Source organism: Candidatus Brocadia sp., assembly GCA_021646415.1.
Lineage (GTDB): Bacteria > Planctomycetota > Brocadiia > Brocadiales > Brocadiaceae > Brocadia.
Genome location: SOEU01000029.1, coordinates 1 through 16,497, shown reverse-complemented (window position 1 = coordinate 16,497; position 16,497 = coordinate 1). Strand labels below are relative to the sequence as shown.

Sequence of the window (16,497 nt, the reverse complement as noted above, 5' to 3'; positions counted from 1 at the left end):
TGCCTACTCAGCGGCTTGGCGAGATAACTATTTTTTTAACCATCTTTTCAAGGTCAGCAATCCCCAGATCGACCCAAGCCCGTAACTGAAATGAAGAGTAGCAAAAACAACTGGCAGGGTAAACAGATATCTGAAGCCGTTTTTACAGGCCAGCCGGAAGGAGAAGAAGAGATTTGCCAAGGCATAACTACCGGCAACGAGGACGAATGCAATTGTCGCTAAAAATGAAAAGGGAAAAAACACCATCGGCACTATCAAAGAAACAACAAATATCAATGGGATAAAATGTCTCCACGATAGTGTATACGGGGCAACAATCTTTGTATAAACAACTTCTTTCCCATTTGCAAAATTCTGCCGCCACAATCCACGTAAAGTATCCCGGCAGTGGTAATATGACTTTATTTCAGGTGTTAGATAAATTTTTCTACCTGCCTTTCGAATCCTTGAATTAAGTTCGATATCCTCGGTTCGTGTAAAACGTTCGTCAAACAAACCTACTTCCTCAAATATTCTTTTTGGCCAGGCGCCAAGATAGACGGTGTCTGCATATCCAGCCCACTGTTCATCATGGAACCTTCCACCACCCAAACCAAACCGGCAGTGGTGGGCAAACTCAATAGCCTTGCCAACAAAGCCTTTGCCATTGGCCACCATCGGCCCACCCACATTTGCAGAGTTCGTCTTTTCCAGCCATTCAACGCATTTGCTAACATAATCAGGCGCATATGCCGAATGGGCATCCATACGAATAACAAAATCCCCCTTTGAGTCCTTAATCCCAATATTTAAGGCACAGGGAACGATTCGTTTGAAATTATCGAGTACAATAATTTTTAAGTGAGAAAATTCCGGAGATGAGGCAATAATCTCATTGATTTCATCTCTCGTGCCATCTTCCGAACGACCGTCAATAAGAAGGATTTCAAGCCTATCTTTCGGATAATCCTGCTTCAATAACGAGTGCAATAATTGACGGATATACCTCTTTTCGTTGAATATGGGGATGATGACAGAAACAAAGGGACAGTTATTTTTCATGTTTTTGTTATTTCTACAAGTATTTTAAGGCCTCATTCACCCCATCTTTACTTTCAATTTCTATGGACAGTGAAAAAAGAACCACAAATTCCTCTATCTTCGTACAGCTTTAAAAACAATATGTCCACTAAATAAAAGCTTTATACATTCAACTGTTTTTGGATCAAATCTTTTTAATCTTCCACACAAATTAATTACACGATTTAATGGTGAACCGCGTTCAGACCATATTATTCTAGTCAATATATTCATCAAACAGTTTGGCAATACATATGGAAAGATGCGAGTACAAATAAGAGAAAAGCAATCGATTCCAGCTCGTATTCCTTCCAACTTAAAACCCGTTTCTTCCAAAATTCTCTCAAGACCGTACGGTGTTATACTTCTAAACGAATTACTGTGATAAGGCTCTAAGTGAGACGTACTGCCAATAAATTTTCCACCTATTTTACAGACCCTCGCTAATTCTCTGAAAACAGTTTGTAAATCATAAACATGCTCCAATGCCTGGCAACTAAAAATTATGTCAAAGCTTTTGTCTTTAAAAGGAAGTCGGTTTCCATCATAAGCTACTCTAAGGCCAGAATTATCTTTCATTTTATCAACTTCTGGTGAACTTAACAAATCAACCCCTACCCAATTACCATCGGCTTTTTTTATCATTTCCCGATGCCGTCCGTCACCACAACCAAAATCAAGAACTTTTTGACCTTTGTACTTTATCAATTCTTCTTCGATCCAAACTATTGGATTGGCTTGAACATTGTCTTTGTCAATATACACTAAGTGATGATATTTATTTACAATATCCACCTCGTTAATATGCATATTAGCAATCCTCACAACCTACTTTGTTGAAATCTTTTCTAGCAGATGCATGATTTTGCTTCTGAATTGATAAAAATCTTTATTCTCTCGAACAAAGGTATGTGCATTATCTACAATTCCTGCTAGTTCCAAAAGTTTTCCGGCCTCATCCAGGGCAATTTTTAGTTCTGTGGATTGATGATTATCCTTTGTCCTTTCATGAAGCAACTGTATCTTTTCATTGAGCATATAGAGATACTCATAGTCTTCGATCCCGTCCCTTAAGCATTCCAACCTCACAGAACTTAATGGCAGACCATCAGGCCCTGGATAAATGAGCAATCCGCCACCGGCATGTTTTCCGGATGAATAAACTGACCACACGTCATCAGACCACATGGTCTTTTGATACATGTTATTCAATCCCTTCTTTTTGAATTGGTCGCTTTTTATAATATGCCACCAGGCATTAGCCGCCCAGTACATCAAACCTGTTGCTCCATATTTCCAGCCAACCCAGGGAATGATTCGCTGAGATATGCAGGGATAATCAAGATACAACTGGGGATACGGCGAAAATGGATTTGCGCCACAGTACATCCAGAGAATGTCGCCTTCTTTTTTTCGTTTGAGCCAATCATTGTGATTAATTTCCAGAAATTGAATCTGTGGAATCCAGATATCTACCAATCCTACCAGTTCCTGACGTACTTCCTTTATGTTTGTGGCTAATTTGAGTTCCGGAAATTCCTTTTTAAAGAATCCGTACGCATTTGTCATTTGCAATAATATTTCTCTATACCTTTGCGGTTTATTCCAGTGCAATTCATCATACCCAAATAAATAAGCCTTATCCATAACTCCCATTTTTTTTATCTTTTCAATGACAGGATTCATCTCAGAGAGGGTTAGTTTTTTATCTTTCTCATTAAAATCTTTATCATTACCCCACCGCTCCTTATATCCTCCTAAATGAAAAAAATTGAACCTCTTGTTCCATAAAGGAAGAAGTTCTTCTATTTCCCCAAAGTTTCTGATACCCCATATGGATAACGTATTCGCCCTTTTCTCTGCCATAAATAGTCGAAAATCTTTTAGACGATCAGAAGCCTGCATTCCGTATATCTCGTGGGTAGCATCGGGTTGAAGCGGCACAGTAAATTCAAAATGACTTATTTCTGGAAGTGTCAGATCAAATACCTTTACGATCAATCTCACCGGAAAATTGTGGGAATTTGAAGGACGAATTATGATATCTCCCTCATAGATACCAGGTTTGGCATCCTCAGGTATATATACATCCACCCATAGAGGTTGAAGTTGGTCCTTTTTTACATGAAAAGAGTCCAATTTTAGGAGTATATCCGGTATCCAGCCTTTATATATACTTGGATGTTGTGAACCTTCACAATACACATAACCCAGGGGGAATACACGAACATTTCGGCTGTTTATGGTAAAATCCCCTCCCCTAAGCTTTAGATCTTCAGCATGAACGGTAACATTTATAAGATCTTTCCTGATAGGAATCAGGACGATTTGGACAGCTTCGTGTTCGTTTTTCCCTAATTCTATCTGGGCAACATTCGTGATGTTTCCTGCAAAAGGTCTATCCAACACGACCTTCTCCAGAGGGCTCTCCACACCAACTCCATATTCGGGATCCTCAAGAGAAAGTTTCTCCCGTGCATATTGAAGGCATTCTTCCTTCACCTGCTCTCTGGTCTTTGGATACTTTATTTCCTCGAAACATACGTTATCAATCCATGCCTTCATACCCTCACGATTGATCAAGGTGATGATAATATTAGCAGTGTTCAGATCGCCGGAATTATATACCTCCTTTACCTCATGCCAGAAAGGATACGCAGGATGGTAACTTGTTTTTCCAAATACCGTATATTTCAACTCCTGCATACTATCTGCTTTCGCCATAAAAGTGAAGACATACTCTGTGTGGGGCTTAACCTGAACATGTTGGACTATGGTGACTTCATCACCTAACGCAAAGTTTTCCATGAAAAAACCCTGTTTACCCTCACAACATTCATTCGTAATTTTGAACCTTCCATTTTTACCCAAACCGACACCCCATCCGATTGGTTTTCCATTACGATCAATTTGTTCAAAACCTGAATTTTGCAAAAGGTTATCGCTGCAAGCCGCAGTTTTTAAGCACAGAAAAAAAATCAAAAGGGATATACCAACGATTATTAACTTACTTTTGCTATGCATAATGTTTTTTTCTTTATAATGTAATATTTTGAAAAGGCGTCAAAAGAAACACACATTGACCCACCCCTGCATCCCCTCCCGAGAGGGGACTTTTTCTGCTCCCTCTTGAGAGGGGGTTGGGGGTGTGTTATTCCCCTCTTGAGGGGTAAGGGGTGTGTGGTACACGCGTTAACCGGCTATTTTCATGAAATCTTTTCATAGAACCCAATTGTTATCTTTTTTCCCGGCTTTTACCATTCGTCATATTTTTATTTAAACAAAAAGCTGTTCGAACCTTTTCGCAGCTATATCCCATGTATAATTATCCACCACGTATTTCCGGCACTTATTCCTTATGTCGTGCAGATCGCCTGGATGATCTATGAAATATTTTATCTTTTCTGCCATTATTTCAGGTCTTGAATCTTGAAAAAGGAGGTCTTTGGATAATCCATTTACTATTTCTGCAGTTCCACCTTCAGAACAACTTAACACGGGTAGCCCACAAGATAAAGCCTCAAGGGCAACCAAGCCGAATGGTTCTTGTTGCCATGTGGAAATATACAAATCAGCCATTTGATAATAAGATTTTATGTTTTCATGGGAAATATTTCCTAACAACCGTATCCATGTGTTTAATCCCTTTTTCAGTATTCTCTGTTCTAAATCTTTTTTTAGTGGTCCCTCACCTGCAAGGAATAGCAGCACATTTTCTCTTCCGTCGTTTACTAATAATTCCACCATATCTACCAGGCTTTCAAGCCCCATTCCGCCGTATAACCTTTTAGCGGTAAATAGTACAAACACATCTTTGGGTATCTTAAATGCCTCTCGTAGCCTAATCCTTTCTTCGGCAGTCTCAGGAGATTGAAACATATCTCCGTTAACACCGCCCGGAATGATTTCAATCCTCCTTTCGTCTTCCCTGTGGATATGCGTAACCTGATCACGCATATATTTACTTAAAACTACAATTCTCTGGCTTTTTTTCAGCACATAGCGTTCAACTTTAGTTAATAGGTGAATGATTATTTTGTCAGGAATGGTAATAGATGATTTTTTCCGATTCTTTGCTGACATATATTCTCCAACCGTTGAAGAATGAAAGATATATATTTTTTTGACATTCTTATTCTCTGAACAGGACAAAACACCGAGCGCGGGAAATGGTTGATTAAAGACAATAACATCAAAGGAAATGTCTTTTGCGAGTTTAAGGAATTGTTTTCTCGCTCCCCAGAAACTAAAGAGTGGATAGAGTTTATGAAGAGAGGTTCCTACGCTGGGAGCAGAGAATCTATGCACACGGATAGTATCAATAACCGCTTCAGGTTTATCCGAATCTTTTGCTTTGCGAGAAACAGTATGGATGACATGACCATGCTTGGCTAAAAGTTTACCAAGATGGTGAATTACAAGTTCGGCCCCACCCGTAAAATCCGGGAAACGGCCCTCAGCTACGATTAAGATATTCATAATGAGTTGTTTTTTGTGATAATATTATTGTTTCCTAAGATAGCATAAAACTGTTGCCCCAGGTTTTGGTCATAGTTGGCCTTTTTATGTATCAATGCTTTACCCTTCTCGCCAAACTGTTTTCTCAACTCCGCGTTTTTATATAGTAGTAAAATGAATGACGCTAGTGATTCATCACTCCCGCTTTCAAAGAGAAAACCATTTATATCGTGCTCTATAAGCTCCTTTGATGCCCCTCTATCCGCGCCGATTACGGGAAGACCAAAATACATTGCCTCAGCCAGTACCCTTCCGTACCCTTCTCCCCTTGAGGGCGAAACAAAGAGGTCTGCTTTCATAAACCAGACAGACAATTCCTTTCTCCCCATTCTTCCATGAAAAACTACTTTTTCCTCAATGCCAAAATTTGTGATTATCCCCCTTATCTTCTTTACATACCCCGGATCACCTTGATAATCACCTATTATGTGTAAACAAAGGGGAATCCTCTTTAATTTTCCAATGGCGTTGACGAGTACATGAAGTTCTTTAAAAGGCTCGCAGTATCCAATAAAGAGGATATGAAAGGCACCCGTATCTTTCCTTACTTGTACGTTATTACTCGGAGGCATATCCAACCGTGGATAGATGACCTGAATTTTCTTATCTTCAATACCAAGAGCCTGAAGTTCTTCTTTCGTAGAATTACTGTTTGCAATAATAAGGACTGCTGACCTAAGAAGCAAGCGCGTAATGAATCTGTCAAGCCCGTTTAAGAATGAACTTCCCAAGGAATGATGATAGATTGCATTCACAAAGATGATAAGCTGACTTTTTTTTCTATATCTGGCATACAAGGCAAAAAACAGGAACCTGTGTCTCAGATACGAATTCATAATTATAATTTCACCCTTACCCATCCCCTTCAATTTTTTAATTCCCCATATATTAGATTGAATCAGAGACAGAAGCGGCTGGAAACCAATCCTGTTAACCCTTGTTCCAAATGTTTGAGAATCCTCAGGGTCCCAGATTACAAGGCCAACATGTCCTTTTAGATAATCAATTACCTCATTCATATATTTAACCCCGCCAGTCTTTTCCTCGTGGGGGCGAGAACCCAGGTAAAAAAACCGCCTTTTGAGATCCATAAATCTTTACCTTCCACCTTTCAAACCTTCGGTTCGTTCCTTCACTTTATCCGTCATGTAAGCAGTCCACATAAAGCCTGAGCCAAGAAATAATAGTTTATTGGCCATCAAATCACCGCTGACCATTGAACTGCAGAACTCAAAGAAAAAAATAAGGGCGCCCCAGACAAGGGGAAAATTATCTTGGGTAATTCTGCGATGTTTTCTAAAGATACTAAAAATCATCCTGAAATTTAAGCATAGAAAGCATATAATCAAGCCCAAACCCAGGATACCAAGCTCAGACCCCATCTCTAGAAAAAGGTTATGGGGATACTGTCTGGCATCAACTAAAGAATAATATGACGAAAACCCACCCGTACCCAAACCAAGTAAAGGATGTGATTTACATGCATGAAATGCCGAAGTGAAAAGTGGCATTCGGCCCGTAGTATAATCTGTTCCTTGCTCTGATGCAGAGAACGTGAAGAAGTTATAACGATCTCGAACTTCCTGAGGCATGTATATAAAGGCAACACAGATAATAATGCCCACGATAGCAATAAAAACGACCTTTTGAACAAGAGGTTTTTTAAAAAAAAACAGGAAGTAAAAGAGAAGGGTGAGAAATAGAGAAAAGGTGGGCCCCCTCGATGCGGTACTCAATATAAGAAACATCAAACAAAAAAGGAAGGTAAGAAGGAATATTTTCATAATTTGTGAGCGAGTAATTTCAAACAACATAAGCAAGGCAAGGGAAAATACCCCCATCCCCCTGGCCAGCCAAATCGGATCGAAACTCCCTATGGTTAAACGACCCCATTTCTGCATCTCTCCGGCGCTTATTGTGTACAAACCCATGAACGAAAATACTACACCCAAAAAGGCGGCTGTATATATTATCCTCTTTAGTCTTTCACGCTCACCCACAAACAACGCTGTACCTAACAAAAGCAATAAGCTATAAAGCATATATGCCTGGACCTTCCACATACCGTAATTCGGAGAACGTGTCCACAATAATCCAGTAAATAAGATAATTCCAATACCTATTCCAACAAAATGTACGCCGCCTAATGTAAGGCCTTTTTTCTCTCTTATGATAAAAAATACCAGCAGGATGACTAACAACGAGGCGATAGGTAATGCCCTTAATCCTGAAGGCACACCTAAGCTATCAAAGATTGGATCAACAAAACCAAGAGAAGTAGCGTAAAAAACAAGACCCACTCCAGGATATAGAACAACAAGAGGGAGAGCCACCAATATCCCCACGAGGGCTATAAAATAAGTGGGTTTTAAAAATAGTATAGTTCCGGCAAAAAATAACGCCAGTAAAATAAAACTAAAATAGAGAACTATATTAGATTGCTGGATACGTAACATTTTTTAAATTATTAAAGAAACATTTTCAAATGTTCTTTCTCTCATAAAGGACGCTTAATAATCTGCCACTTCAAAAAGTACTTTTTTCCATCTTTCTTCCCAAATCTCCAATCCAAAGGCTTCTTTTGCCGTCTCATATGCCCTTTTCATGATCTGCATTCTTAACTCAAAGTTTTTTATCAGTAGTTCTAATCCATCTATTAGTGAAGCAACATCCGGCATTACCAAAATACCGTTGTAACCGTTAATGATCATATTCGTAATTCCGCCTACTGCAGTAGCCACCACCGCACAACCAGCGCCCATGGCCTCAGCCACAGATAGGGAGGTACCTTCTGACGCAATCGATGGGACAACGGCAATATCATGGCTTAAGTGAATGTCTAAGACCTCATGAGGAAGGTACCTGGTAAATACGACTCTCTTCTCATCAGAAAACTGTTCTTTTAACCATGTTCCTTCAGGGCCTTCACCTGCAAAAGTAAAATAGACGTTGGCGTAGCGCCGAAGAATCTCTTTCGCAGTTTGAGCCATAATGTGAACACCCCGATAAGAAGTAAAACGTCTGGCAAATAATATCCGGATAGTATCGACGGTTTGACTTCTGGAGTTTATCTGGTCAACGCTTGCTATAGATGACGTAAAGTTTGGGATTACCCATATCTTTCCCTTTGTCTCCACTCCCAGCGTTGTCCTATACCAGTTAAGAAAATTGTAATCAACACACACACGGTTTGGGCAATTTTCAAAGTCCCTCATCGCTGAACGAACAAAAAACCATTTTCCGAGCCTAGCGCCCCAGCCGGATTCAAATATTTTTTTGCCGGTCAGGTATCGAGTAGGGAGATCCCAGGATACCCCATGCTGGATAGCGATACACCTTTTATTATCAGTCTTTACACTGAAATGGTCAGCACCAAAAACAATGAGATCTTTCGTTACATTTATTTCCCTTGTTGCTGCCATGAACAACTCAAGTATTTTTGATTTAAATGTGAGTGGGGCAAGGAGAGAAGACCGATTAAAACCAGCAACCGGCACACCAACGATTTCCAAGGCATCGATCGTCCTTTTGAAGGGTTTGTTGGCAAACTGAAATACGACCGGATTCCATCCCATTTTCGAACAAAGCGCTCCGAGGTGTAAAAGATACGTCTCAATTCCGCCAATGAGTTGTTCTTCGCCATCGTGGTCAAACAATCTGTTGTAAATAAATGCTACTTTCATTTTAAGTCCCCCTTACCCAAAGGGGGATTCAGGGGGTTGTGTTTTTTCTCAAATTCTTCAATCCAGGATTCGATTACCTGCACTACAGCATTCATATCTTTTTTTACATCCCATTCATAAAACCGTAACAGAGACAGCCCCAACGACTCTAATTGCTTCTGCCTTGCCCGATCTTTCTCAGATTTGTCGTTATGACTGATACCATCAATTTCAATTACCAATTTCAACTTACTGCAGTAGAAATCTACGATATACTTACCGATTGGCTTTTGCCGCATGAATTGATATCCTTTTATCTTTCGTGCTTTCAATTTATTCCAAAGCAAGACCTCTGATAAAGTACTTTTTTTTCTGAGTTCTCTTGAGAGGAATTTTAGCTTCTGATTATAGTAAATCTTCATAATAGCGCTATTTTACAACCCCCTACGCCCCCTTTTCTAAGGGGGATTTTTTGTCTGCCACTACCAAGAATCAGCACAAATAAAGCGAAAATTCCGACACAATTAATTTTTGGAACTCTTTTATTCGTAATCTTAAAGGTGCAATCATGAAAACAGCGCCTCCACAATGCGTGCCGCTGCTTTTCCGTCACCATAAGGATTTTTCGCCTCTGACATTGCTTTGTACATTTCTTCGTTCCTTAAAAGGGTACTGACACTTGCAACGATTTTGTCTTTATCCGTTCCTACTAAAGCAACACATCCGGCATAAATGCCTTCTGGCCTTTCTGTCACTTCCCGCATTACGAAAACCGGCTTACCCAAAGATGGGGCTTCTTCCTGAATGCCACCAGAGTCGGTCAGGATTGCATATGCATGATCCATTAGCCAAACAAAAGAAGCATAGGGCAAGGGTTCTATTAAATGTATCCGATCCACGTTTCCTAAAATCCTGTGTACAGGCTCTTTTACGTTAGGATTTAAATGAACGGGGTACACAATGCAAACATCGGGATGAAGGGAAGCCAAATCGCGAATGGCGAGGCATATCTGCTCAAAAGCCTTGCCAAAGCTTTCCCTCCTGTGCCCGGTAACAAGGATCATCTTTTTCCCATTGAGGGCATTTTTTAAATCAGATGGGATATGAGGTAGATTTTTACTCACTTCCTGCCTTACCCACAATAGGGCATCAATGACGGTGTTACCGGTAACACAGATTTTATTTTGCGGAATACCTTCTGACAATAACGCCTGCCGTGCCCTGTTTGTTGGCGCAAAGTGCAGATCGGCAATTACCGAAGTAACGCGGCGATTAATTTCTTCAGGGAATGGGGCGTGCTTATTATTTGTTCTGAGGCCGGCTTCGACATGCCCCACACGTATCCCGTGATAAAAAGCTGCCATGCTTGCAGCCATGGTTGTTGTGGTATCGCCCTGCACTAAAATCCAGTCTGGTTTTACCTCACGCAACACAGACTCCAGGGAGGTTAAAACCCTGGCAGTTAATTGGGATAACGTCTGATTCTCCTGCATAAGGTCTAGATCAAAATCCGGGACAATGCCGAACAGGTCTAGCACCTGATCCAACATCTGCCGGTGTTGAGCAGTAACACAAACAAGGGAGCGAAATCTATCAGGGTGTTTTTCCAGTTCCTTTATAACCGGCGCCATCTTAATGGCTTCAGGACGGGTGCCAAAAATAGATAAGACGGTAAGCATAGCTAATAATTTTCTTTGTTTAATCAGGCCTTATGGTTAAGAAAATGCCTTATTTTCTCACAAAAACGTTACATTCACCGCCAATTATAAAGATTCTTCTACCCACGCCTTCCTTCTAACATTTCCTTCAATATTTGCACTGGTCTGTATGCATCCTGCTGAATCTCTGGGATACGCTTTGCCAAATAGCCACGTGTTTTCTCTATTTGATCAATCAGTCTGGTTACCTTCCACGAGATGTTATCAGGTAAGAATTCATCCAAAGAAACGACCCAATCACTATTATTGTACACATATCGACACATACCTACGGCCTTGCGGCTGTATGAGACCAGAATTGTAGGAACATGGGCGGCGAGCGCATTAATCGCACAATGCATTCGCGCCGCTACAACCAAGTCACATTTGACTAATTCTTTCTTGACCCCAACAAATCCCGCGTCGGAGTCCAAAAGCTTAATTTTATCCTGATATCCAGGCTCAATTGCTCCCTTGACTCTCTGCAAGTATCGGAGATCATCATCGTTCTCGTTAAAATTACACACAACATGTGGAATCAATATAATGCGTGCATTGAACGTTTTTATAATGCCTTGTATTGTATTCGCTTGCATTTGAATGGAATCTTCCAGGGAATATTTGGTATAGCGAGTTGATAAGGGACTGAGATTAATACCAATAGTTAAGCCATTACATTGCTGTGTATGACTTGCCTTAATCTCAGATGCAATCAAAAAGGCCGGGTCGGCGCAGGGAACAACATTATCACGAACCCCCAAAGTCCGTAAATATTCAACAGTAGCAGATTCACGAGCAGTGATTAGACTCAGCTTTTTTAGATGTCTTGCAAATACCATTTCGGCTCTTGGATTATCTGAGAAGGGACCTACTGAAGCACCCCACAGGACGTATGGCACTCCTCGTTTCTGCGCAGCATTACCAAACTTTGGAAGTGACAAAGAATAATTACCTTTAGGATGAAGTGTATAAATATCTCCCCCTATTGATAAAACGGTATCTACATTCTTAAGCAACTTCAAAGAATCTTCCATGGGAGACCATCTGATATCGCATAAAGAAAGTAATTTCCTGCAAATGTTTTTTACAGAATAACGACTAAGCATCCCTCTTTGAATAATTTGCACTTTTGAACCCTCCAATCTTCTTTGGTCATCAGAGGGACGTTTAGAGGCATAAACGATGTCAGCCTCAGGATATTCTTTCCGAATTATTGCTTCTGTACCCCGTACGATAGCCTCACAACCGTAATTATACACGCCGCCGATGCCGATCAAAAGTACCCTTGGTGATTTCGCGCTCACTCCTTGCCTTTCATCCGAGATAAAATGTCTCGATATTTTCGAATCAACCTACCTGGCAATTGGTTTGCCTTCCATACAATAGTTGTAATACTCTGCATAAAGAGTACATCAACTATTGCAAGCCAAAATGCCAATCGTCCGTATTTGCGTCCGTACTTTACCCATGCCCTCTTACTCCTATTCTGGGCGTGCCTCTGTAATAACCAAATGATTTTCTCCATGGCCGTGGGTTTTGCTCGTCCTGTATCATCTGGTTCGCGCATTCCACGGCGCATATAGATCAGTTCTCGTTTACGCCTGACATGCCCCCGTTGACTTTCTACCACTTCCTCTGGGCAAATCTTATCAATCGATATTTCGCCCCTAATCTGTCCTTCCCGGAGCAGTTCAATCAAGTTCCTGTTTCTTACTACAACCAGCGAGGTACCTTTCGGTTCCTGATAATAAGCAGGCAACCATGCGTCCATAAAGCATGCGTCTGCCATCTCCGAGAAAACGTCCATACAAGAATTACAGGCATTCAGGCGAAAATATGCGTTTTTGCCAAGGTAGAAAGGCAAACCCCGATACGGTACCTCTTTTCCTGTTCCTCGATTATCGGTTCCGCGGAACCGATAATCGGATGGCGGTCCACCATCCGATTTTCGCCGGTACTCAATTTTTTTTATGTTAGTACGATTCACACCGCTTTTGGAAAGCAGAAATTCTGTATAATAAGTATTTTGATACATACCACATGCTAGGCCGAGAACAAAAGGCACTGTTTTCTTCAATTGTACACTATTGCGAATCGCAGTGCACAAACAGGGAACTCCTATGATAGCCCATCGTTTACTTCTATCAGCAGTTATTTCTTTTACAATCTCAGACAATTCCACCGGATGATAAATACTTCCGGCAGATTGTCGTAGTTCATCAACAGATGAAGCAGCGTAGAACTCAAAAAAGCCTTTATCTTTATTTCGAGCAATTCGAGTTACCGCTACACATGTAACAAGTCCTCTTTTGAGAAGCCCTTCTAGGCACCATGTTGCTAAGCCACCTGAAGAGCTGTTTTTGCGAAGTGTTTCATCTCTCCTGTATCCTACGAAGCAATCAGAAAACCAGCCAATATCAGCATCGTACTTTGTGTCGGAGGTAAGATTAAATAATTCTGTATTTCTCTCGCGTGGGTTATAAAGTCCTTGAGAAAAAGGGCAGATATCCAGACACATATGACATTTGTCCCTACACAATACAACATCCACAGATGGTGTAAGATCTCCGTTTTCCTGAATCTTCATCGAAAGAGCATCAGTTGGGCATACACCAGCGCAAACACCACAACCAGAGCAAAGATCTTTTTGTACAACATTTCGTACTACATTGAGCATGTTTGTGACTGTCCTAACATAAAGTGGATTCCACGCAGTTGGTAAAATCCTTATCCATTCTTAGGTCAAAATGTGTACCTACAATTTCATTGACTAGAATTTTGGTTAACAGATTCTTAAAAGCTCCATCGCCAGGAATATCAATATTTGTATAGTAAAGCAATCTATTCCGTTTAAATCCGTTTTTTATCATAAGTGATTCTACTTCTGAAACATTTAGTGGTCGTTCATATTTACTACCATGAAGTGATGTATGATTTTGGCTTAAACAAAAAAGTATAGTTGTCAATTTCTTTCCTAACCTTTTCCCTATACCTACACAAATATAAAACCAATAAAGCACTAAGTAGCAGAAATACGCAGTTTTCCGTTTAAGTCCTGGATAGATTGTTATCTTGGCAAAAGAGGGTCTTCCTCTTGGGATGCCTTCTGATATATATATCGTTTCCTCAGTAACTCGTGCCAATTCACGAACCGCTCTTTCAAGATCTACAATGTGATGCAATACACCATTTATGCAGACAATTTTAAATGCATTTTTCTTGAATGGAAGATAAAGAGAATTTGCCAAAACTCCCAGAACACCATTCTCTCGCATGCACTTGCGAAGACTTTGTTCGGATATATCAAAAGCAAAAAGTGGTTTAATATAATGAGTCATGACGCGACTCACTTGACCCGTCCCACATCCATAATCGAGAATTGCGGGGGGGGGGGTAACTGCTGATGTTATTTCATCAGCCCAATGCGTGACCATCAACCTTGTCTTGGTGCCAAAGGTTCTAATAACGTTTTTTTCATAATCGGATTCGGCTTCTTGGTCGTGTAGTACAGATTCATAAATTGCTTGTTCTTTATTGAACTCGTTTGTGTAACTTTTTGATTCATATACCCTCATATCAGGAATTCCATCCAGTAAGGGATACTCATGGGCGCACAATTTACAGTGCAGGCTCCTGCTATTTTCTACAACATCACCATAACAAAGCGGGCAACAAAGGATCTCTAACAGTTCAGAATTCATTATCTAAGCCTCCTTTCAAAAGCCATCCCTATGAGTCTGCGAAAAACAACTCCCGAAATCACAAGGCATGGTGCAAACGCCATAGCGCGAAACCGCAACGGTACATTGGCAATATTCAAGTATACTAAAACAACAAGAATGCTCCATATTATTACCGATTCGAATGAAAACAGCGTTCCTTTTGGTACCAGATTTCTTGAGTAGTACAGTGGAAGAAGAATGAATGTGTTCAACACATACGCAATGGCAAATGACATTGATAAACCAGCCGCTCCCCAACGCATAAAGAATGCTGCAGAAACAATAAGGATAGTCGCCCAAATAATATTACTGAAGAGACCCCACCAAAGGAGGTTCTTGGACACCAGAACTCTCGCAAGCCCAGCCTTATAAAGCATAACAGACGTATAAAAAACAACAATGGAAAAAGTTATCGTGAAACTACGGGTATCAAAATTAGCGCCGAATAACGTTTGTATTATTTCGGGAAAACACAATAATGGTATAGCAACTATTACCCCAAGTATCCACGTAGAGAGAATATTCACAGTCCCCAGTTTTTCGGATATATTTACTCCGGCATTGGAAATCATTGACAGTAAGGGAGCGTTCAACATTCCGCTGACAAATACTAACAGATTTTGGAAAACGAGGGTTGCAGTAAATATCCCCATCTCACTGTATCCGTCCGGTTGGTTAACGAGCAGTGCGTTACAAGCCCAAGTTGTAGGACCAACCATGGCACCACTGAGGACTGCTGGAAGACTGAACCTCCACAGAACAGGCAACTCACGTCTGCATTCCTTAAAGGTGAAAGGAACACCATATCGTCGTGCTTCTTTTCGCAACGCCAGATGGTTTAAAAGCCAATTGAAACCAAGATTGATAACCAGGGCCCAAACGGCGCCTGTGAGGCCGGCATAATACGTTCCTCCTACAAGGATAGGGAACGAGATCAGACCAACAACAAGGTTGACATAGGCGATGGTACGAAATGCCTCAAAACCAGATAATGCCCCGGTCTGCGCCCCATTCAGCGCACTGATGAAAAGAATGAAAGCACCAATACGAAGCATGCCTGCAAGGTGCGGGGCATTAAGGGTATGCTCGGCAAGCCAGGGGGCGCACAGAGCCAGCCCGGCAGCCATAAGCCCACCAGTAATCAGAGTAAACAATCCGGAAAGCCCAATAATCCTTCCGGCTTTTTCAGGATCGCTCTTACGAAACTCTGCTACGTGTTTGGTGGCGGTTAATCCCATCCCAAACCCGGCAAAGATACCGAACATGCCCACCGTTGACTGGATTATTCCCAGTTCACCATAGTCAGTTTTCCCTAATATTCTGGCAACGAGGATAGATGCGGCTAGCATCAGACCCCTTGAAATCACTGCTCCGGCAGTTGACCAGAAAACGCCTTTTGCCAGACGATAGCCAATCTCAGATGCCTTCACACGATTGAGAACCGGATGCAAAAAATCCGGGCAGCAGGTGTATATTGCCTTCTTAATTCCTATGGATAGCATGTATGTTTACACCTAAGATAAATAGATTGATGAAACAAGCCTTCCTTATTCAATTATCATTTCCTTTAATGCAAGCTGACAAGCTTGCAGGCTTACAAGCTGGCAAGCATATCTGTGTCTGTATATTTCTATATCAAGAGGCTCGCAATTTGTGATTTATAAACTTGATACAGACTCACCATAATCTAACGGGGTGGCACGGACAAGCTGTCAGACTGTGCCAAATGAAACTGTTCTTTGACAAAAAAGTTTGAAAAAGAAACCCTAGCAGGCACTATTTTTCAAAAGCGAGTTGTTTCAAGCTGAAATAATATGATAAGTGACTATCGATATCACA

At 41.0% G+C, this 16,497-nt stretch carries 13 protein-coding genes; all 13 read right to left on the bottom strand.

Translation table 11 applies throughout. The annotated features are described in order from the left end of the window. Positions 1-27: 27 nt before the first annotated feature. A complete protein-coding gene (locus E3K36_15875; protein ID MCF6156672.1) occupies positions 28-1,041 on the bottom strand; it encodes a glycosyltransferase family 2 protein in 1,014 nt (337 codons plus the stop codon). Positions 1,042-1,134: 93 nt separating this feature from the next. Then, positions 1,135-1,869: a class I SAM-dependent methyltransferase gene (locus E3K36_15870; protein MCF6156671.1), complete on the bottom strand. Its 735-nt coding sequence runs from the start codon at positions 1,867-1,869 to the stop codon at positions 1,135-1,137. An 18-nt stretch (positions 1,870-1,887) separates the two neighbouring features. Beyond that, positions 1,888-4,083 carry a DUF4091 domain-containing protein gene (locus E3K36_15865; protein MCF6156670.1) on the bottom strand — a complete coding sequence of 732 codons (2,196 nt, stop codon included), beginning with the start codon at positions 4,081-4,083 and terminating at the stop codon, positions 1,888-1,890. 252 nt (positions 4,084-4,335) lie between these two features. Then, positions 4,336-5,538, bottom strand: a complete 1,203-nt coding sequence (locus E3K36_15860; protein MCF6156669.1) for a glycosyltransferase family 1 protein — start codon at positions 5,536-5,538, stop codon at positions 4,336-4,338. Beyond that, the gene (locus tag E3K36_15855; protein ID MCF6156668.1) at positions 5,535-6,668 is read right to left on the bottom strand and encodes a glycosyltransferase; all 1,134 of its coding nucleotides are present in this window, start codon (positions 6,666-6,668) and stop codon (positions 5,535-5,537) included. The genes E3K36_15860 and E3K36_15855 overlap by 4 nt, the downstream gene beginning before the upstream one ends. Positions 6,669-6,674: 6 nt before the next feature. Further along, positions 6,675-8,033 carry an O-antigen ligase domain-containing protein gene (locus E3K36_15850; GenBank protein MCF6156667.1) on the bottom strand — a complete coding sequence of 453 codons (1,359 nt, stop codon included), beginning with the start codon at positions 8,031-8,033 and terminating at the stop codon, positions 6,675-6,677. Between the two features lie 54 nt (positions 8,034-8,087). Next, on the bottom strand, positions 8,088-9,260 hold the full coding sequence (locus E3K36_15845; protein MCF6156666.1) for a glycosyltransferase family 1 protein: 1,173 nt from the start codon (positions 9,258-9,260) through the stop codon (positions 8,088-8,090). Beyond that, entirely contained in the window at positions 9,257-9,661 is a 405-nt protein-coding gene (locus tag E3K36_15840; GenBank protein MCF6156665.1) for an endonuclease domain-containing protein, read from the bottom strand. The genes E3K36_15845 and E3K36_15840 overlap by 4 nt, the downstream gene beginning before the upstream one ends. A 144-nt stretch (positions 9,662-9,805) precedes the next feature. After that, on the bottom strand, positions 9,806-10,918 hold the full coding sequence (locus E3K36_15835; GenBank protein MCF6156664.1) for a UDP-N-acetylglucosamine 2-epimerase (non-hydrolyzing): 1,113 nt from the start codon (positions 10,916-10,918) through the stop codon (positions 9,806-9,808). A 98-nt stretch (positions 10,919-11,016) separates the two neighbouring features. Continuing rightward, the gene (locus tag E3K36_15830; GenBank protein ID MCF6156663.1) at positions 11,017-12,276 is read right to left on the bottom strand and encodes a polysaccharide pyruvyl transferase family protein; all 1,260 of its coding nucleotides are present in this window, start codon (positions 12,274-12,276) and stop codon (positions 11,017-11,019) included. After that, positions 12,237-13,613: a hypothetical protein gene (locus tag E3K36_15825; protein ID MCF6156662.1), complete on the bottom strand. Its 1,377-nt coding sequence runs from the start codon at positions 13,611-13,613 to the stop codon at positions 12,237-12,239. The genes E3K36_15830 and E3K36_15825 overlap by 40 nt, the downstream gene beginning before the upstream one ends. Before the next feature lie 13 nt (positions 13,614-13,626). Beyond that, complete coding sequence (locus tag E3K36_15820) at positions 13,627-14,637, bottom strand: methyltransferase domain-containing protein (protein ID MCF6156661.1); 1,011 nt, start codon at positions 14,635-14,637, stop codon at positions 13,627-13,629. Then, the gene (locus E3K36_15815) at positions 14,637-16,160 is read right to left on the bottom strand and encodes a polysaccharide biosynthesis protein (protein MCF6156660.1); all 1,524 of its coding nucleotides are present in this window, start codon (positions 16,158-16,160) and stop codon (positions 14,637-14,639) included. Before E3K36_15815 ends, E3K36_15820 begins: the two co-directional genes overlap by 1 nt. Positions 16,161-16,497: the final 337 nt, after the last annotated feature.

What these genes read in the sequence shown, in the direction of transcription:
- E3K36_15875 (MCF6156672.1), bottom strand. Translation starts at nt 1,041, where the DNA reads ATGAAAAATAACTGTCCCTTTGTTTCTGTCATCATCCCCATATTCAAC.
- E3K36_15870 (MCF6156671.1), bottom strand. Translation starts at nt 1,869, where the DNA reads ATGCATATTAACGAGGTGGATATTGTAAATAAATATCATCACTTAGTG.
- E3K36_15865 (MCF6156670.1), bottom strand. Translation starts at nt 4,083, where the DNA reads ATGCATAGCAAAAGTAAGTTAATAATCGTTGGTATATCCCTTTTGATT.
- E3K36_15860 (MCF6156669.1), bottom strand. Translation starts at nt 5,538, where the DNA reads ATGAATATCTTAATCGTAGCTGAGGGCCGTTTCCCGGATTTTACGGGT.
- E3K36_15855 (MCF6156668.1), bottom strand. Translation starts at nt 6,668, where the DNA reads ATGGATCTCAAAAGGCGGTTTTTTTACCTGGGTTCTCGCCCCCACGAG.
- E3K36_15850 (MCF6156667.1), bottom strand. Translation starts at nt 8,033, where the DNA reads ATGTTACGTATCCAGCAATCTAATATAGTTCTCTATTTTAGTTTTATT.
- E3K36_15845 (MCF6156666.1), bottom strand. Translation starts at nt 9,260, where the DNA reads ATGAAAGTAGCATTTATTTACAACAGATTGTTTGACCACGATGGCGAA.
- E3K36_15840 (MCF6156665.1), bottom strand. Translation starts at nt 9,661, where the DNA reads ATGAAGATTTACTATAATCAGAAGCTAAAATTCCTCTCAAGAGAACTC.
- E3K36_15835 (MCF6156664.1), bottom strand. Translation starts at nt 10,918, where the DNA reads ATGCTTACCGTCTTATCTATTTTTGGCACCCGTCCTGAAGCCATTAAG.
- E3K36_15825 (MCF6156662.1), bottom strand. Translation starts at nt 13,613, where the DNA reads ATGCTCAATGTAGTACGAAATGTTGTACAAAAAGATCTTTGCTCTGGT.
- E3K36_15820 (MCF6156661.1), bottom strand. Translation starts at nt 14,637, where the DNA reads ATGAATTCTGAACTGTTAGAGATCCTTTGTTGCCCGCTTTGTTATGGT.
- E3K36_15815 (MCF6156660.1), bottom strand. Translation starts at nt 16,160, where the DNA reads ATGCTATCCATAGGAATTAAGAAGGCAATATACACCTGCTGCCCGGAT.